Here is a 17,914-nt window from a genome sequence, read left to right as displayed (position 1 = left end):
GAGTTGGAGTTGGAGTTATTGTCGGAGTTGGAGTTGGAGTTGGAGTTATTGTCGGAGTTGGAGTTGGAGTTGGAGTTATTGTCGGAGTTGGAGTTGGTGTTGGCGTTGGAGTTGGAGTTGGAGTTATTGTCGGAGTCGGGATAGCTTCCTTGACAGTCAAACTTTTGACTACCGTATTGCTGGTAGCCCCTTCTTTATCATAGGCGATCGCCTTTACCTCATACTTCCCTACACTCAAATCCGGCAAAGAATAGCTAAAATTTCCCCATCCAAGGCCATCAGCCACGAAAGTTACAGCATTACCAACCTTAATCAATGCACCGCCTTCCTTTTGCACCGAAAATTCTACACTTTTCAGGTTATCAACACCATCAGCATCGTAAACTTTACCACCCGTAAAGCTAATGTTGTCTCCCACCGTGTATGTACTTGAACTCTCAAATTGCAAGTCTTTTGGTGCTGTATTTACTGGTATCGGCGTTGGAGTAGGCGTTGGAGTAGGCGTTGGAGTAGGCGTTGGAGTAGGCGTTGGAGTCGGTGTTGGTGTTGGAGTTGGAGTTATTGTCGGTGTCGGTGTTGGAGTTATTGTCGGTGTCGGTGTTGGCGTTGGTGTTGGCGTTATTGTCGGTGTTGGCGTTGGAGTTATTGTCGGTGTTGGTGTTGGCGGAACCACCACTTCAGGATTTTTGACTGTAAATTCTTTAGTCACCACAGTGCTAGAATCACCTGTTCGATCGTAGGCGATCGCAGTCAATTGATAATCACCAATTCCTAAGCTATTGAGCGAGTAGTCAAAACTTGCAAACCCAGCACTATCCGCTGTAAAATTTACAGCATCATTGCCTAGCTTTTGCCAATTATTCTTATCTTTATTGAGCCAAAAACTTACTTGCTTGAGGTCACTAACTCCTTCCGCATCATATACTTTAGCGCCAGTCAAACTAACTATATCCTTGGGATTGTAAATATCTTTGACATTGAATTGTAAGGAAGTAGGTGCTGTATTTTTAGGTACTATATTAACTTGGTCGTTAATGTATTTCACTACATCTGGCAATTTCGGTCGCCAATCAAGTGTAGGCTCGATCACCTGATCGAGTGCGATCGCCTTTCCTGTCGCATTCGTGATTTGAAAAATCGTATCATTATAATCGCGATCGCTCCCTAAATCCACCCGTAAATCTTCCATGACAAACACATTGCCATTCTCATTCACATCTGCTATTTGACCTATATGAAAAGCCTCAGATGGATTAGCTTTAGCCAGCGAAAACAAAGGACGCTTCGTACTACCGATAGTGGGATTATTAAACACTTCTTGTACCGTCCCATTCGGAACCAGCATCAGCCCAAATTTATCCCCCGGTCTCATCGTAAAGTATTGAGCACCTTTATATTCTCCAGAATTCTGGTTAGCTTCCCAGGGTAAAACCGCATCAAACTTAGCTCCTTGATTGAAGTCAGAAATTACCACATGACCAAAATAGGAATTGCTGATAATTCGCCGACTGGTTTCCTTAATAAACTCCACAGAATCGGGATTAAATTCTCCAATTCCCTCCAAGCTGAACATCCCAATTTCACCTTGGAATGTGCCACCATCCAGCAGCAAATCAAAACCTACTTCCCCTTGTGGATGAACATCAAAAAAACCTGATTCAAAAGGTGAACCGGTCAGAGAGTCAATGGTTAGCTTATAATTGGTATCACTACCTGCTTGTTGAACTTCTAAAGAATAGTTGCCTATTCCTAAATTGCCAAAATTAATGACTTGAGGAGCGAGGGGGTCTAGTTGTGTTATGGATAAAATCCTGTCAGTGCTATCTTTTAGTAGCCAGTTTATAGGAGCGCTTAAACCAGAAAATGATATGTTCAGATTGCTCGGTTCCGTAATCTTAAATTTATAAGTATCATCGGGGGCTGCAAAGTTAACCGAGTCTTGGTGACTGTATGTATTTTTAAAATTACTAATATCTAAAATCGACATTGTTTATATTCCCCTGATAAGTTGACAACACACACAAAAAATAGCCTTAATTTTGGCTGTGAGCAAAATACGCAGGATTTAAAATGCCGATGTGTCGCCGAAACTCGCCAAGCAGTTTCACGGAAAAAATAAGTGATACTTATGATTCCCTGATTCTCAGCTTAGTCTTCGACTTGCTTTAACAGCAATTCAATTCGTTTGCAGATGCTTCTAACCCTGAAATTGAAAGTCAGAACAGATATATGAATATGATGTACTTGATTTTTGGTTGAATTTTTATCTAGACCGTTAGCATTATAGGTGAATTTTAGAGCTATATTGCATTTTTTTATAAATATTTTGCTTTCCGCCTGCTGTGACCAATAAAGCTAAACTCACGGGATTACAAGAAAGTGAGAGCAAAAAGAAGAAAACAGCAGAAAAAAGCCATAAAATAAATATTTTCATCCCTTAAGAAACCCTTGATGCCCATCCCCCATGCCCCGAAACACTAGATCCGCATAACCACTTAACAGGTTAAAATATTTATACTAACCCCCACGGAGGTTCTATAATTCTGTCATTCCGATCCTTCACAAGGTTCAGGAGAGTCATGAACCCCATGCCTAAAGGCAGGGGCTTGTAGACTGTCCGACTCTTCGAGCGGGATACAAGCCAGAACACGACCAGCCTCAGACCTTCGAGGTCTACGTTTTCAAGGTCACGATACCTACAAATGCGTCGCTAGTTTGTAGCCCTATCGTTGGTTGTTAAACATCTGTAATGGGTTAAGGAAGTGCAGCCAACCTGACAAGCCTTGAAAACATTGGCGAAGCGAACGTTACGAGCAATCAGAGGAGACGCAACAATGTCTAACTTTGCCTTTGTAATTGATACCAATCGCAAACCGCTATCACCCTGTAAACCAGGAATGGCCAGGTCATTGCTGAAAGCTGGAAAAGCAGCGGTATTTCGCCGCTATCCGTTTACGATTGTTTTAAAAAAAGCAGTTGAGACGAATCCTGAACCGCTAGAACTGAAATTAGATCCGGGATCGAAAGTCACGGGGGTTGCAATCAAACAGGACAACAAGATTATCTTCGGAGCCGAACTGCAACACCGGGGCCAGCAAATTAAAGATGCACTTCTCTCTCGCCGTCAACTTAGGCGAGGAAGACGCAATCGCAAAACTCGATACCGTAAGGCGCGATTCCTCAATCGCACTCGCCCCGATGGTTGGCTCGCTCCATCCTTGCAACACCGAGTCGAAACAACACTTACATGGGTTCGCAAATTGATTCGACTCGCTCCCGTTGCCAGCATTGTTCAAGAGTTAGTGCGGTTTGATTCTCAACTCATGCAAAACCCTGAAATCTCAGGCGTTATGTATCAGCAGGGAGAATTGCAGGGTTACGAAGTCCGGCAGTATCTCTTGGAAAAATGGCATCGGCAGTGCGCTTATTGCTCGGGTGAAAATGTACCTTTTGAGGTTGAGCACATTCAGCCCAAGTCAAGAGGTGGTTCTGACAGGGTTTCCAATTTGACGCTTGCCTGTCACGATTGCAATCAAAAGAAAGGCAATCAGGATGTTGGAGCATTCCTGACAAATAAACCCGACCTGTTAAACCGCATCCTCAAACAAGCAAAGCTACCACTCAAAGATGCAGCAGCGGTCAACTCAACCCGATGGGCATTATTTAATGCACTTAAAGAAACGGGATTGCCCGTCACTACTGGCACGGGCGGACAAACTAAGTTCAATCGCCATCGGTTAGGTTTGGCTAAATCGCACTGGCTTGATGCTGCGTGTGTGGGCAGCGTTGACACGCTCAAAGTATTGACTTCAAAGCCTTTGTTGATCGTGGCATCATGTCAGGGGACACGACAGATGTGTGGCACAAACCAGTACGGATTTCCCATTCGGCACAAGTCCAGAGTGCAAATTCACAAAGGGTTTCAGACTGGCGATATTGTCAGCGCAACCGTTACCGCAGGGAAGAAACTCGGCTCTTATACAGGGCGGCTTCTATGCCGTGCTTCAGGCAGTTTTGATATCGTAACGAAGGCTGGGAGAGTAACAGGTATTAGCCACAAGTATTGCAAAGCAATCCACAAAAAAGATGGCTATAGCTATGGGTTTTAAAAATATTTCAAGGCGACGGTCGTCGCTGCCGCTTTCCTCCCCATGTCTAAAGCCAGGGGCTTCTCGCTCGTTTTTCTGGTGAAAAATCTCGCAGATACTTGGCTACACTAGGTGTCGGTCAGTATGACAAATATATCAACCGTCTTGAGGGTTGCCCGATCGCATCTACTTAACAAGGGAACATAAAAAAATGACTCGTCCTCAAAGTGTTACTATTCTGGCAATTTTACAGCTAATCAGCGCTGTTTTTAGTCTGCTTGATGGCTTATTTATCTTATTTTTTGCAGGAATTTTTGGTGGCCTCGGTGCTGTGGTTGGTGGCGCGAAAGTGGGCACTGTCATAGGGGGGGTTATTGCCATATTTGCCGCGATTAGTCTGATTTTAGGAGTTATTTCTTTAGTTTTAACTTGGGGTTTGTTTCAACTCAAAACTTGGGCTTGGACAGGAACATTAATTGTCCATGTCATTGCTACCCTTGCACAGGTGGCGAAAATGTTTGGTAGTGGTGGTACTGCGGTCAACTTTTTGACTCTGGGTTTTGCGATCGCTACAATTTACTACTTACTGCGATCGGAAGTTAAACAGGCTTTTGCGATCGCACCATAGCCACCTTATTTCATTATTCCCTTCTCACTTGTCCCCAATTGACCGATAATGAAAAATTGTCCAATATCAAGAAAGTCCCATGAATACAAAAAAAGCTACAGATTTAATTAACCAACCAATTCGAGTAGGGGTCTTGGGTTATGGCGGACTCGGCCAAGCAGCCGCCCGTTTACTCGCTCCCAAACGGGAAATGCTCTGGGTAGCCGCCGCAGATCAAAAAGGTTACGCCTATGCTGCTGAAGGCTTAAATTCCAAAGAGTGCGAGGCAATTTACAAATCTCAAGGTTCTTTAGGTTATTTGGAATCAGCGGGAGTTTTGTGCGATCGCAGTATTCAACAACTGATCCAAACAGCACAAGGAGTAGACGGCTATTTCCTCGCATTACCAAATCTTCCCAACACATTCATGGCATCCGTAGCCAGACAATTTATCGAATCCGGCTGGAAAGGAGTATTAGTAGATGCCATCAAACGCACCAGCGCCGTCGAACAAATTCTTACCATGAAAGACGAACTTCAAGCAGCAGGAATTACCTACATGACAGGCTGCGGTGCAACACCAGGATTACTAACCGCAGCAGCAGCATTAGCAGCTCAAAGTTACGCAGAAGTGCACAGCGTCAAAATCACCTTTGGAGTCGGAATTGCTAATTGGGAAGCTTATCGAGCCACCATTCGCGAAGACATCGCACATTTGCCCGGTTATGATGTACCTAAAGCTCAAGCCATGACTGATGCAGAAGTTGAAGCGCTGTTAGATAGCACCAACGGTTTATTGAAACTGGAAAATATGGAACACGCTGATGATATTATGTTGGAATTGGCTGGAATTTGCGATCGCGATCGAGTCACAGTCGGCGGCATCGTCGATACCCGCAATTCCAAAAAACCTTTGAGCACCAACGTCCAAATTACCGGCCGCACCTTCGAGGGCAAAATCTCGACTCACACCTTTACATTAGGCGACGAAACTAGCATGGCCGCCAACGTTTGTGGCCCCGCATTCGGTTATCTGAAAGCTGGTGTAATGCTGCAAAGAAAAGGTATTTCTGGCTTATTCACTGCCGCTGAAATCATGCCTCAATTTGTCAAGTAAGAAATTAGGACACGGCAGTGCCGTTTCCCTACAATATTATTTTGGGTAGGGAAACGGCACTGCCGTGTCCTCTATATCATTCCAAAACCCGGTTTCTGGCCACCCACTGCGATCCAAAAAAGTTCAGGTATTCTGTCACTAATTCACGCCTACACCAACTGAGGAAAAACCATGACAACCCTGCTAATTCAAACCCAAAGCGTCCCAATGACGATCGATCTCCCTGCGATCGAACCAATGACTGTTGAACAGTTCTATCAATTCTGTCTAGCCAATCGCGATTTGAGAATCGAACGTACCGCCAATGGAGAAGTTATCATTATGTCACCAGCTTTTTCGGATACAGGGAACCGCAACTTCAAGATTGCCATACAACTGGGGAACTGGGCAGAAGAAGATGGCACAGGTGAAACATTTGACTCCAGTGCAGGCTTTACCTTACCCAATGGAGCAACCCGCTCCCCCGATGCCTCATGGATTAAACTAGAGCGCTGGAATGCCTTAAGTGAGGAACAAAAAGCCTCATTTGCACCGATTTGTCCAGACTTTGTGATTGAATTACGGTCTTCTAGCGATACTCTCAAAGGATTGCAAAAAAAGATGCAAGAATATATTGACAACGGTGCATCGCTCGGCTTGTTGATCGATCGCAAAAACCGAAAAGTTTACATCTACCGTCCCAATCAAGAACCTGAAATCTTGGATAATCCCGAAACAGTGAGCGGCGATCCAGAGTTACCAGGATTTGTCTTACGGATGGCCAAAATCTGGTGAATCATCCGCATCAGGATCGATACCCATTGCTAACAGTCTTTCTGCAAGTCGCGCCGCTTTTTGTTCTGCCCGTTCAGCACGTTGATGTTCTTGTTCAGCACGTTGATGTTCCTGTTCAGCACGTTGATGTTCTTGTTCGGTTCGTTGACGCTCCTGTTCAGTTCGTTGACGCTCCTGTTCAGTTCTGAGTTTTTCAAGTTCAGCCCTTTCATCACCAATTAATAACAAATTACCCTGATTATCCCACCACCGCAACCAAAGTTGCGTTTGATTTTGATAACTTCCTTGCCACAGTCCCAACTCAATTTCTAATGGTTCAATCGGATAATGACCCCGTTGATTAGGTTCTAGTTTGTGATAAGACAAGTCTCTCAAATGATAGACTTCTAATCTATCGTTACTCATCTCATAAATGCCGTAGTAAGGAATCCGAATAATTTGCTCGTAAACCCAAAACTTACCCGGTTTTTGCACTTCTCCTTCATCAGTCATCAACAGAGGAGTGGCATCGCGTTCTTCATTGCCATTGCCGCTGGCAAATTCCAACGCAATTAAAGGTGCTAGATGTTCTCGCCACAGCACGTAAGAACGACGATATTTGCCCTGTTCCGGGCGTGCTGAAACATTCGGCGCGTAGAACCAGTCAGGAGCTTCTGCCCCTTTTTCTGGTGGTTCAGTTTGTCGCCAATAAATGCCAGAATCTTGTCCGATGCAGTAGCGTCCGTCGGGATGTAGCCGTTGCAAAACAGGCCCGATCGAATCGGTGAGAATTATGCTTTGAGGATGCTCCTGAAAATTTTTCACGAAAGTACCGTCAGACTCAGGAAGTTGTGTATGATCTGGAAATTGGGGGGGCAGATCTATGTCAATTAGTGTTTCCGACATAATTTTAGTGCGATCGGAGCTATTGTTAGTCATTTTATCAGAGTTTATGGCGATCGAGCAATTTAGTTATAAGTCCCCGAGGGCGCAGCCACAATCTCAAATCTCTAATCGAGTATAGCAAGTGGCGTGGATTTAGGGGGCTTGTGACTTGTCCGATCTAAAAAATCGATGGGAAATTGTGCAATACGTCTCGTTATGTAATAATATGAAGTTGATACTCAAGCAAGTCTGCTCAACGTTCAGGTATGGAAGAAATTGAAAAACGTGTCGTAGCAATGTTTCCACCAGGAGTGGAACTTTTCGATATTTATAGAAACTACGATGATGAGGAATACATTAAAATTCTAAATTCTGTGGACGACTTCCACTGGTTTAGTGGAAAGTCGTCTCACTACTCATGGTGCGCTTTTCTATATTCTGGTTGTCTCACGTTCAATAGATGGACTGCCCTTCTTCCATTCGTTAAATCGGATATTTTGGCTACATTTAGTCGTTTTGTAGAAGCTTTAATTATAGCAGAGAATGGAGTTTCAGATAATACACGAATGTTTCTCTTACAGGAGATAAGAAGTGAAATATTCAAAAGTTTTGATTGCATCCCTCTTGAATTTATAGAACCAAGAGAAGTTGGTCTTTTTATCGAGAAAATTGCTGCTATTAATCCTCCGAAGAATTCTGAAAAATTCAAGGAGTTTCTGACGGAAAAGGATAAAAATCTCAAGCTCATTTCTGGTCTATTAGGTGGCAGTATACAAACAAAAATAACTACAGATCTTCCATATATAGTTCACAAATCTCCACTATCTATTACTTCTTCTTGGCAAGGAATTAGTATCAAATCAAAACTAACTCCTACTTTCTTACAGTCAGAATTTTTGGTTTCATCAAACATACCTAATCAACCAATCAGTCCTTCAAGATGGCAGGCGGGTATCACAAAGGTAGAATTAGAGTTTCAATGCTTAATTGACTATGATGCTTGGACTCCAAGCTTATTAGAGCTAGGTTCTGAACCCCTTCCCTTTGATGGATGGGCAAAGGGCTTTACTTTAGCTTTTCAAGTTATTGATGATCTCGTTTGGAGAGTTCGTATTGAATATGGAGGAGAATCTCAATGGATTCCAGCACCCAGAGATATTTCCGCATCAAGTTTTGAGATATTATCTGACGGTCAACAAGTAGCATGGAAGCTCAAAGAAGCAGCTTCTATGCGAATTTTCCCCAAAACAGATGAAGAACTAGAGATAGAATTGGGACAGCTTCAATCAATTCCTTGGTATATAAAATGTAGATCCTTAGCTGTAATGTACCTTGAAATAGGAGAAACTAATGAGGCACTGTTTTGGTTAAATGCTGGAATTGAATCATTGTTTCAGAATCGATTCAAGGAAATAGCTTTGGCAACTGGTAGAACTAATCTAGAAGATGAATTAAATAGTCCAAATGTCTACTGGAATGATGCAGAAGAGATAGTAAAAAATCAATTCCCAGAACTTGCAGGAAAGATAGAGTGGCCAGATCATAAAAGTCACGTTAGTCTCTATAAAAAGCTGAAATACTTGCATACATCCGTGAAGATGAAAACTTCTGAAAAAGAACTCAAGGCTAAATATAGTAAAATTTCTAAACATAGAAATTCATTAGTTCATGGAGTCATAGATCAGCGTTTACCAGCAGGTGTAGTGAAAGAAGCTTTAAGTAACTTCGATTGGATAAATGAAAATTTTGTCTTATATGAAGATAATTCATGTACTTGAAGATGTTAGTTTAAAAGCATTAATTAACAGCTCGGCATAGGCGATCGCACTTACCCTACAATTCATAACTCTCCTCACCCATACTTCCCACTTCCCCGCTACCCAGAAACTCTTCCTCCTCTACTTCCTCAATCCCAGACTCGAAACTTTCCACCACAAACGGCAAACCAGCCCCCATTAAACCTCGCTGAATCAGTTCCGGCGTTTCATCAAACAACACAAATAAAGGATGAATAGCCTCAGCTTTATCGCTGAAAATATGCCTGTAGCGATGTGGCATCAACCACTCATAATCTTTATCCAGCCAAACCTGACACTGCCGCCAGCGACCGAGTAACTCAGAAAACTCCTCATCGGGGCGATGAATAAAAATCAAAATTTCCACCCCAATTTTAACTTTCCATTCAGGATCGCACATCAAAATCGCCAAATCGCAGGGCAAACAAACTGCTTGTCCGGGCGATATACTAGCGCCGCTGCTTCGCGCATAGGAAACTCCTTCTCGCAGCCGTGCGATCGGCAAAGGAATTGCGATTAAACTATCATCAATGCGGCGGATACTCGGAATCATTTCCATGTAAAGCCGATATTTTTTCAGCAGTTCAAGGGCGTTAGAAGATTCGCTATATTGTGCTAATAAAGCTTCGTAATGTGATTGTTTAATAGACATTTTAAATTAAGTAATAGGTAGTAGGTAACTGTCAACAGTCAACTGTCAACAGTCAACTGTCAACAGTCAACTGACTGTTTTTTACAACTTCTGAAACACTGCAAACATCGGCAGATACATAGACAGCAAAATCGAACCTACGATACCACCTACAACCACAATCATCAGCGGCTCTAGCATACTCGTGAGTCCTTTTACCGCTTCTTCCACTTCAGTTTCGTAGAAAGCACCAACTTTCATCAGCATCTTGTCAAGTTCCCCAGTTTCTTCGCCAATTGCGATCATTTGAATTGCCAAAGATGGGAAAACTTGCTGTTCTTGCAAAGCAATACTGATCATGCCACCGCCTTGAATTTCCTGCCTTGCATATTCGATCGCATTTGAGATTGCCTGATTCCCCGCAACATCTCGCACAATTTCCAAAGAGTTGAGAATCGGCACACCCGATCGCGTCAGCGACCCAAATATCACACAAAATCGAGCCACCGCCGATTTTTCCAGCAAATCTCCAAAAATCGGCGCCTTCATCATCATCTTATCAACTTGCAGATGACCTACTGGAGTTTTGTAGTACATCCCGAATGCAATATTTAGCGCTATAATCACCCCAATAGTTGTCACCTGTTGGATGGGAGGCCAAGCCGTACAAAATGCACTAATTGCCAACATAAACACCGTAAAAGCCGGCAAATCTGCACCAATATCCTTAAAAATTTTCGCAAAAGTTGGTAGCAGAAATATGGTCATTGCGAAAAAAATCACGATCGCGATGGAAAACACAGTCTTCGGATAAGACATCGCCGAATTAATTTCCGCCTCTGTTTTGTGATTTTTTTCCATCATCACAGCCAGACGGTCTAGTGATTCATCTAGCACGCCCCCGACTTCTCCCGCTGCCACCATACTGATAAACAGTTGGTCAAAAACATCAGGAAACTTCGCCATCGCCTCTGCCAAATTTATCCCTTCCTGCACATCAGCATTCATGCTCCTGAGTGCTCGTTTCAACTTAGGATTAGAACACTGTTCCTGCAACACAGAAAGACATCTAACGATGGCAACCCCTGCATTAAACATCGCCGAAAACTGACGAGCAAAAATCGCTAAATCTTTAATAGTAACACTGCTAAAAGTGTACTCTATTTGCTCCTGGATTTGATTAAAGCTAAAGCTGCTTTTAGGCTTTTCTCTGATAACATTCGTTGCCATATATTGCCTCTGGGATTTTAGTGAAAATTAGTAATCAGTAGTTATTGGGAATGGGGCATCGCTGCACTGGGCATCGCTGCACTGGGCATAGGGCATCGCTGCACTGGGCATAGGTTAGTTGTTATGGGTAATTGGTAATTGGTTATGGGTTACTGGTTAGTTACTGGTTACTGGTTGCTGGTTATTGTTTAGTTGTTACTGGTTACTTATTTAACCAATGCCCAGTGCAGCGATGCCCCATTCCCAGTGCAGCGATGCCCAATTCCCAATTCCCAATTTCCAATTCCCAATTCCCAATTCCCAATTTCCAATTCCCAATTCCCAATTCCCAATTCCCAATAACTGAATTAATGACCCCCTGTCTTTGCACCAACTGGTGCAGGGCCAATCAAGCGTTCGAGTTCATCAGCCTTAGAAGCCTTAGCCATTGCCGATTCCCAAGAGACTTTACCAGTTTTGTAAAGTTCAGCTAAAGCCATTTCCATTGTCCTCATACCCAACTTCGCCCCCATTTGGATTTGAGAGTAAATCATGGGAGTTTTCCCCTCCCGGATCAAGTTAGACATAGCAGGAGTATTCAGCATGATTTCCATAGCACAGCAACGGCCGCCGCCAATTTTTACAACTAAATTTTGGCTGCAAATTCCCACCAAAGAGTTAGATACCTGAGCGCGAACCTGGGGTTGTTGAATGGGGGGGAACACGTCCAAAATCCGATCGATCGTAGCAGCCGCAGAATTAGTGTGCAGCGTTCCCATGACCATGTGACCCGTTTCCGCAGCCGAAATTGCCAGACCGATCGTTTCCAAGTCGCGCATTTCCCCCACCAGAATCACATCAGGATCTTCCCGTAGAGCAGCCTTCAGCGCATTAGAAAAGCTCTTAGTATCTTCGCCCTTTTGACGCTGGTGAAACAAACTCTTGATATTGGGAAACACATATTCGATCGGGTCTTCAACTGTCAGAATATGTTCCGCCCGCGTCCGGTTGACCAGATCCAACAAAGCCGCCATCGTCGTTGTTTTCCCAGAACCCGTTTGTCCCGTCACTAAAAGCATACCTCTGGGTCTTTCCGTCAGATCCCGCAAAATCTGTGGCACACCTAAAGCATCGGCGTTCGGAATCTTAGAAGCCAAAGCCCGCATGCAAGCAGCCCAAGCACCCCGTTCCCGGTAAACGTTCACCCGGAACCGAGCCAAACCCTTAACACCGTAAGCGCAGTCTAATTCCCACTCCATTTCCAATTGCTTGCGCTGCATATTGTTGAGCATTTGGAAGATCAGGATCTGCACTTCCTCAGCAGACATAATTTCCCCGTATTGTGGCTGAGGAGTTAGTCTCCCGCTCACCCGGAAGAAAATAGGTGCGCCCGCTTGGATGTGTATATCTGAACCCCCTTGCTCTACCAGGGACTCCAGTACGTCTTCAATCATCAGACCCATAGATATATCTCCCTAATCAAGTTGATAGTTATTGACCAATTTAACTCAGTTATTTGTTGTCTGTTGTCTGTTGTCTGTTGTCTGTTGACTGTTGTTTTTCTAATAACCGATTACCAACAACTAATGACTACTGACTACTGACTACTGACTACTGACTACTGACTACTGACTACTGACTACTGACTACTGACTACTGACTACTGAATCAATCTAGAAAACGCGCGGAGTCAAACAGTAGGGACAATCCAGCATCTCCGGCTTCAATTCCGCCTGACAAGTCTTGCAGGTTAGTCCCTGCTTGCGTTTCGCTTTCAATTCTGCCTCCAGCCCAGAGTCGGTAAAAGTCACCCGCTCCACTTCTTCAAAGGTAGTCGCCCCTTCTCGCACTAACTGCAAGCTATAAGCCAACAAGGTTTTCATCCCTTCTTCTACTGCTGCTTCCTTAATTTGCTCTGTGGGAGCACCTTGAGTAATCAGAGCTTGCAGCCGCTCAGTATTTTTCAGGAACTCGTAAACCCCTACCCGTCCTTTGTAGCCGATACCACCGCACTTGGTACAGAGTTGCTCCCGATCGGCCAATTCCTTCCTCTGTTCAACTGCTATGGTGTTAGCTTTGTAGACAGTCAGATCCATTTCTTGAGTAGCCGACAGACCGTACCGACCGAGTTCTTCGGCCGTGGGCTGGTAAGGAATGCGACATTTGTCACAAACCCGGCGCATCAAACGCTGAGCCAACACGCCTAACAAAGCTGCCGAAACCATGAAGGGTTCTACGCCCATTTCGTCCAAACGGGCGATCGCACCGGCCGCATCGTTGGTGTGGAGCGTCGTCAACACCAAGTGTCCGGTCAAAGCAGCTTCTAGAGCGGTTTTAGCCGTTTCCTTATCCCGCGTTTCCCCCACCAGCAGCACGTCAGGGTCTTGCCGCAAAAACGCCCGCAGAATATTGGAAAAAGTCAAGTCTTTTTCCCGAATTACTTGACACTGGGTAATTCCCGGCAAAGCATATTCGATCGGGTCTTCCGCCGTACTGATATTAATCCCCGGATCATTCTTTTCTGCCAGAATGGAATAGAGCGAAGTGGACTTACCCGAACCCGTCGGCCCAGTCACCAAAATCAGTCCGAAGGGACGACTGGCAGTTTCTCGCACCAAAGCCAAAGTTTCTTGATCCGAGATTAACAAACCCAGACCCAACTGAGTGCTGGAACTGTCCAAAATCCGCAGCACAATTTTTTCGCCGTAACGAGAAGGCAAGCTATTTACCCGGAAATCCACCGTCCGTCCTTCAAATACCCGGCGGATGCGACCATCTTGAGCTTGTCTGCGTTCGGCAATGTCCAAATTGGCAATAATTTTGAAGCGGGCAGTAATCCCTTGCACCACTTGTTTGGGAAATCGGAAATATTCTTGCAGCACCCCGTCCTTCCGCATCCGAATCCGCATGAACTCTTCTTGAGGTTCTACGTGGATGTCAGACACTTTTTCCGATAAAGCTTTAGCCAAAATGATGTTCACCGCTTTGATGACAGGAGCTTGGTCCATGTCATTTATGGTGTCAGCGATGTCTTCTGTATCGGCAGAAACCTCTTCTAAGGAGAGTTCGCCAAAGTCTCCCTCCCCTAGGGAAAGCTTTCTCTCCTTTTCGGCTTCAGCCATTTTGGCTGCTATCTTAACTTGGTCTTCTTGATAGGCAGAAGTAATGTCTTGATAGTCATCTGGCGTAATCACCCGTCGCTGAAAACTCAACCCCTTCAAAATCCGCCGCAAATCTTCTTGAGCATCCAGGTTGTCAGGATCGACCATTGCCACTACCAGCGCCGGAGGTTCAGTTTCTGTCTTCGCCACAGGCAAAAACCGACGTTGACGACAAATGTCGATCGACATTTTCAAGTCATCGAGCATTGCTCCAAGTTGCTCGTTAGACAGTTCGCTCAATTCCGGGTCAAACGCTTCAACCCCGTAGACTATTTTGAGTTCAAACATCTGCTGCTTTTTGTAAAGCCGCAGCAATTCTGGCGGCAAGGGCAGCCCTGTAGCTGATTCCAGTACCTCCGTCAACCGCTTACCTGACTTTTTACTTTCAAGTTGAGCTTTTTTCAGTTGGTCACCGTTCACGTAACCAGACTGAATCATCTTGTTGAGAGCGGGAGTAAACAGGCTGGTAGTAACTATAGATGTGGAGAAACGCCGATCAGATGTGTTAGTCATTTACCTAAAACCCGCGGGAGACTCCCGTGATAGCAGAGAGGGCGCAGCACTTGGGCATTGCCCTTACCGGGAGAGGAAAGCGGGGCGGGGTGTATCGCTTTCCAACGATAATTTTATATTCTGTTCTAGCAAGCTTGACGGGAATCTACCGGCCATAACTTAACATTGGTTCCCTCTTGCAACCAGAAGAGACTACTCTGGGGGCAACAAGCCTAACTTGTTGAATTTGACCGCAGGATGTTAAACATTGCCTGTTCTGTGATGATAGCTTTTAGAAAGCCTTCGATCGGTCTAGTGAGATATATTTTGATTAATCAACTGCCCATCCTCCAGTCCTCACCAAGGCCGATTTGAAGCAGGTCTAATTTGCCGTCAGCAAATACTACACAGAGGGCGCGTCTCTTCCGACTGCTGACACAAAGTAAATGATTTCCTAGAAAGTTTCGGTAAATCCCTGTAAAATCTGGTACTATGTATTGAGAACAAAAATACCATCTAGCGATGACCAGATATGTCACACCGCGAGAAGCTTGCAAAATCCTGCAAGTCTCAGATAAAACCCTTAGAAACTGGGAACTTGCCGACAAAATATCAGCCATCAGAACCCCATCCAACCAGCGACGCTACGACATCGACAGCGTTCTTGGAACCGGACACGACCGAATTACAGCCATCTACGCCCGGGTCAGTAGCTACAAACAGCGAGAAGACCTCGACAGACAAGTCAGCTACCTCCAAAGTCTCTATCCGCAAGCTAAAGTCTTCAAAGACATCGGATGCGGACTCAACTTTAAAAGAAAAGCGCTGCTTGCCCTTCTGGGACAAGTCATGTCAGGAGATATCTCAGCAGTTGTGGTCGGACACCAAGACAGGCTCGCAAGGTTCGGTGGCGATCTCATCAAATGGATCTGCGAGCAAAACAATTGCCAACTCATGGTTCTCAGTAGAAATGAGTTGTCTCCAGAACGAGAAATGGTTGAAGATATCCTTGCCATCATCCACGTCTTTAGTTGCCGACTCTACGGTCTCCGAAAATACAAATCTGCTATCAAAGAAGATTCGAGTTTACCCGGAAACCAAGCTAGCAGCGAAATGGAGGACTTGGATCTCAGCAAGTAGGTGGTGTTACAACCAAGCAATTGCTATTCTTAAAAACGAAAAAATTGGCAAGTACGATTTAAGAAAGAAGGTAATGGACTCGGCTCCTAAGTGGGTATCCGAGCAGCCTTACAATCCGCGACAAATGGCAGTATTTCAAGCTTTTGAAGCGCACAAAGCTGCTAAGAAAGTCAAAGGAACGGCAAAGTTTAGAAGCCGTTTTGACACATCTGGGACTATCCGGTTCCAAACATCTAACTGGAAGTTGGGTACTTTTTACCCAAATTCTACCAAGGGGCTAAGCTTTAAAACATCAGAACCAATCGTTGAGGTAATGCAACACGAACCAACACTCAGCTTGATTAACAGGCAGTGGTTTATCTGCTATGCGATTGATGCACGAGGAATGAAGCCAATCAATAGCGATTTGGCGATCGCGTTAGATCCGGGTGTTAGAACTTTCCTTACTGGTTTTGACGGCAGTGGTTTCATCGAAATAGGGAAAAACGATATTGGCCGCATCTATCGGCTAGCAAGACATCTCGATAAATTAATGTCGCGAATTGGGGTAAGTAAAGGAAGGCAATTCAAACGACTGAGGTATTGCTTGCGAAAATCAGCAGCAAAAATCAGAATCAAAATCAAAAACTTAGTCAATGAATTGCACAAAAAAGCTGCAAAATATTTGACAGGTAAGTACAAGTTAATTTTCTTGCCAACCTTTGAGACACAACAAATGGTCAAGAAAGGTAAGCGCAGGTTGGCAACTAAAACCGCTAGAGCGATGGTCACTTTGAGTCATTATCGTTTTCAACAAATGTTGAAGCATCAAGCCACCAAACACGGTGGTGTTGTAGTAGACGTAACAGAAGAGTACACATCGAAAACTTGCTCAAAATGTGGGCATATCCATACTAAATTGAGCGGGTCTAAAGTTTTTAAATGTCCAGAATGCGGACACATTCTAGATAGAGATCAAAATGGCGCTTTCAATATTTTGTTGCAAGCTTTGAGAGATACCTCCTTGACAGGAGAGCTTGTTGCTTTCTCTGTCTTGCCATACACGGTTATTCCTGGCTTAGTCCGGGATTTACCGGATTAAATGTATCTGCTAGAATTGATAGGGTTCTGTCGCACAGATATATATGATTGACGAGGAAAAACAGCAACATCAAGATCCTAGCTCAACGGGGGAAACCCCAGAGAGTTCGCCAATGGTAAGCGAAAATCCGCCGCCAGCATCCGCAAACTCCAATGCAGCAGCCGATTGGGAGCTGGAACTTGCTCAAGCTTATCAAAGTGCTCAGGTCGATCCCGGGGCGACTCACAATGCCGGGGAAACAGGCTCCTCTAGTTCCAGCAACAGCGTCACTGCTGATGCTACGGAGTTGCTCAAGAGAGAGCTGGCACAAGCAACCAGCGACAAAGAGAGTTTAAAAGCTCAGTTGCAAGCCTATTCTACTCAATTAGAAGATCTGAAAAATCAAAATCTCCGCTTAGCAGCAGATTTTGAAAACTTCCGCAGGCGCACCCAAAAGGAAAAAGAAGAGTTAGATTTACAGGCAAAATGTTTAATTATCAAACCCCTGTTGCCAGTAATTGATAACTTTGAGCGGGCAAGAGCCCACATTAAGCCACAAACAGATGGCGAAATGAACATACACAAAAGCTACCAAAGCGTTTACAAGCAAATGGTAGAATGCCTCAAACAAATCGGAGTTTCTCCGATGCGTCCAGAAGGTGAACAGTTTGACCCCAACCTCCACGAAGCTTTGCTCAGCGAACCAACTGACGAACAGGAAGAAGGCACAATCATCCAAGAACTAGAACGAGGCTATACTCTGGGCGATCGCGTCTTGCGGCACGCCAAAGTTAAAGTTGCAGCGCCGGGGCTATCTGTGGTAGCCTCAGATGACCATCCTGATAGTTCGGAAGGTTGATCGGGATCAAACCTACTGCATTCTGGAAGCTGAAGCAGAGGCTACGTTCACATTTAAGAAACGTTGCAGTGCGATCGTCCCTAAAATATCGATAGCCTCAACGCTTCAAACTGTAC

The 17,914-nt window shown here is 44.6% G+C and carries 14 protein-coding genes; 8 read left to right on the top strand and 6 right to left on the bottom strand.

Going from position 1 to position 17,914, the window contains the following annotated elements:
- Positions 1–1,987 (bottom strand): DUF4114 domain-containing protein (locus tag ACBR23_RS16420; RefSeq protein ID WP_371125663.1); only part of this gene is annotated, 1,987 nt, incomplete at its 3' end.
- A gap of 847 nt (positions 1,988–2,834) precedes the next feature.
- Here ACBR23_RS16420 and iscB point away from each other — a divergent pair.
- From iscB to ACBR23_RS16400, 4 genes are all read left to right on the top strand, one after another.
- Positions 2,835–4,109, top strand: a complete 1,275-nt coding sequence (iscB, locus tag ACBR23_RS16415; RefSeq protein ID WP_371119948.1) for an RNA-guided endonuclease IscB — start codon at positions 2,835–2,837, stop codon at positions 4,107–4,109.
- A gap of 190 nt (positions 4,110–4,299) precedes the next feature.
- The gene (locus tag ACBR23_RS16410) at positions 4,300–4,716 is read left to right on the top strand and encodes a hypothetical protein (protein ID WP_341731938.1); all 417 of its coding nucleotides are present in this window, start codon (positions 4,300–4,302) and stop codon (positions 4,714–4,716) included.
- Positions 4,717–4,795: 79 nt separating this feature from the next.
- Positions 4,796–5,812 carry a saccharopine dehydrogenase-like oxidoreductase gene (locus tag ACBR23_RS16405; RefSeq protein ID WP_371119947.1) on the top strand — a complete coding sequence of 339 codons (1,017 nt, stop codon included), beginning with the start codon at positions 4,796–4,798 and terminating at the stop codon, positions 5,810–5,812.
- Between the two features lie 171 nt (positions 5,813–5,983).
- The gene (locus ACBR23_RS16400; RefSeq protein ID WP_371119946.1) at positions 5,984–6,586 is read left to right on the top strand and encodes a Uma2 family endonuclease; all 603 of its coding nucleotides are present in this window, start codon (positions 5,984–5,986) and stop codon (positions 6,584–6,586) included.
- Here the strand turns inward: ACBR23_RS16400 and ACBR23_RS16395 are convergent.
- The gene (locus tag ACBR23_RS16395) at positions 6,563–7,471 is read right to left on the bottom strand and encodes a Uma2 family endonuclease (RefSeq protein ID WP_371119951.1); all 909 of its coding nucleotides are present in this window, start codon (positions 7,469–7,471) and stop codon (positions 6,563–6,565) included. The two genes, ACBR23_RS16400 and ACBR23_RS16395, sit on opposite strands and share 24 nt — an antisense overlap.
- A gap of 245 nt (positions 7,472–7,716) precedes the next feature.
- Between ACBR23_RS16395 and ACBR23_RS16390 the strand changes: the two genes are divergently transcribed.
- On the top strand, positions 7,717–9,228 hold the full coding sequence (locus ACBR23_RS16390) for a hypothetical protein (protein ID WP_371119945.1): 1,512 nt from the start codon (positions 7,717–7,719) through the stop codon (positions 9,226–9,228).
- A 55-nt stretch (positions 9,229–9,283) separates the two neighbouring features.
- Here ACBR23_RS16390 and ACBR23_RS16385 read toward each other — a convergent pair whose 3' ends face one another.
- The 4 genes from ACBR23_RS16385 to ACBR23_RS16370 all read right to left on the bottom strand — a co-directional run bounded on the left by ACBR23_RS16385 (position 9,284) and on the right by ACBR23_RS16370 (position 14,760).
- Positions 9,284–9,898 carry a hypothetical protein gene (locus ACBR23_RS16385; protein WP_371119944.1) on the bottom strand — a complete coding sequence of 205 codons (615 nt, stop codon included), beginning with the start codon at positions 9,896–9,898 and terminating at the stop codon, positions 9,284–9,286.
- Between the two features lie 81 nt (positions 9,899–9,979).
- Positions 9,980–11,107, bottom strand: a complete 1,128-nt coding sequence (locus ACBR23_RS16380; protein WP_371119943.1) for a type II secretion system F family protein — start codon at positions 11,105–11,107, stop codon at positions 9,980–9,982.
- A 347-nt stretch (positions 11,108–11,454) separates the two neighbouring features.
- Positions 11,455–12,549 (bottom strand): type IV pilus twitching motility protein PilT, encoded by a 1,095-nt coding sequence (locus ACBR23_RS16375; RefSeq protein WP_371117929.1) that lies wholly within the window; start codon positions 12,547–12,549, stop codon positions 11,455–11,457.
- Positions 12,550–12,759: 210 nt separating this feature from the next.
- Positions 12,760–14,760 carry a GspE/PulE family protein gene (locus ACBR23_RS16370; RefSeq protein ID WP_371116477.1) on the bottom strand — a complete coding sequence of 667 codons (2,001 nt, stop codon included), beginning with the start codon at positions 14,758–14,760 and terminating at the stop codon, positions 12,760–12,762.
- 501 nt (positions 14,761–15,261) lie between these two features.
- Between ACBR23_RS16370 and ACBR23_RS16365 the strand changes: the two genes are divergently transcribed.
- From ACBR23_RS16365 to grpE, 3 genes are read left to right on the top strand one after another with little or no spacing between them, the layout of a single operon-like run.
- Positions 15,262–15,879, top strand: a complete 618-nt coding sequence (locus ACBR23_RS16365; protein WP_341736029.1) for an IS607 family transposase — start codon at positions 15,262–15,264, stop codon at positions 15,877–15,879.
- Positions 15,803–16,960, top strand: coding sequence for an RNA-guided endonuclease InsQ/TnpB family protein (locus ACBR23_RS16360; protein WP_371119950.1), 1,158 nt, complete (start codon positions 15,803–15,805; stop codon positions 16,958–16,960). Before ACBR23_RS16365 ends, ACBR23_RS16360 begins: the two co-directional genes overlap by 77 nt.
- Positions 16,961–17,003: 43 nt before the next feature.
- Entirely contained in the window at positions 17,004–17,798 is a 795-nt protein-coding gene (gene grpE, locus ACBR23_RS16355; RefSeq protein WP_341736028.1) for a nucleotide exchange factor GrpE, read from the top strand.
- Positions 17,799–17,914: the final 116 nt, after the last annotated feature.

It is taken from the genome of Microcoleus sp. (assembly GCF_041354475.1).
GTDB lineage: Bacteria > Cyanobacteriota > Cyanobacteriia > Cyanobacteriales > Microcoleaceae > Microcoleus.
Note: the sequence above shows the minus strand (reverse complement) of the source record. Positions and strands in the feature narration are given on the sequence as shown.

What these genes read in the sequence shown, in the direction of transcription:
- ACBR23_RS16400 (WP_371119946.1), top strand. Translation starts at nt 5,984, where the DNA reads ATGACAACCCTGCTAATTCAAACCCAAAGCGTCCCAATGACGATCGAT.
- ACBR23_RS16375 (WP_371117929.1), bottom strand. Translation starts at nt 12,549, where the DNA reads ATGGGTCTGATGATTGAAGACGTACTGGAGTCCCTGGTAGAGCAAGGG.
- ACBR23_RS16370 (WP_371116477.1), bottom strand. Translation starts at nt 14,760, where the DNA reads ATGACTAACACATCTGATCGGCGTTTCTCCACATCTATAGTTACTACC.
- ACBR23_RS16395 (WP_371119951.1), bottom strand. Translation starts at nt 7,471, where the DNA reads ATGTCGGAAACACTAATTGACATAGATCTGCCCCCCCAATTTCCAGAT.
- iscB (WP_371119948.1), top strand. Translation starts at nt 2,835, where the DNA reads ATGTCTAACTTTGCCTTTGTAATTGATACCAATCGCAAACCGCTATCA.
- ACBR23_RS16380 (WP_371119943.1), bottom strand. Translation starts at nt 11,107, where the DNA reads ATGGCAACGAATGTTATCAGAGAAAAGCCTAAAAGCAGCTTTAGCTTT.
- ACBR23_RS16385 (WP_371119944.1), bottom strand. Translation starts at nt 9,898, where the DNA reads ATGTCTATTAAACAATCACATTACGAAGCTTTATTAGCACAATATAGC.
- ACBR23_RS16390 (WP_371119945.1), top strand. Translation starts at nt 7,717, where the DNA reads ATGGAAGAAATTGAAAAACGTGTCGTAGCAATGTTTCCACCAGGAGTG.
- ACBR23_RS16410 (WP_341731938.1), top strand. Translation starts at nt 4,300, where the DNA reads ATGACTCGTCCTCAAAGTGTTACTATTCTGGCAATTTTACAGCTAATC.
- ACBR23_RS16365 (WP_341736029.1), top strand. Translation starts at nt 15,262, where the DNA reads ATGACCAGATATGTCACACCGCGAGAAGCTTGCAAAATCCTGCAAGTC.
- grpE (WP_341736028.1), top strand. Translation starts at nt 17,004, where the DNA reads ATGATTGACGAGGAAAAACAGCAACATCAAGATCCTAGCTCAACGGGG.
- ACBR23_RS16405 (WP_371119947.1), top strand. Translation starts at nt 4,796, where the DNA reads ATGAATACAAAAAAAGCTACAGATTTAATTAACCAACCAATTCGAGTA.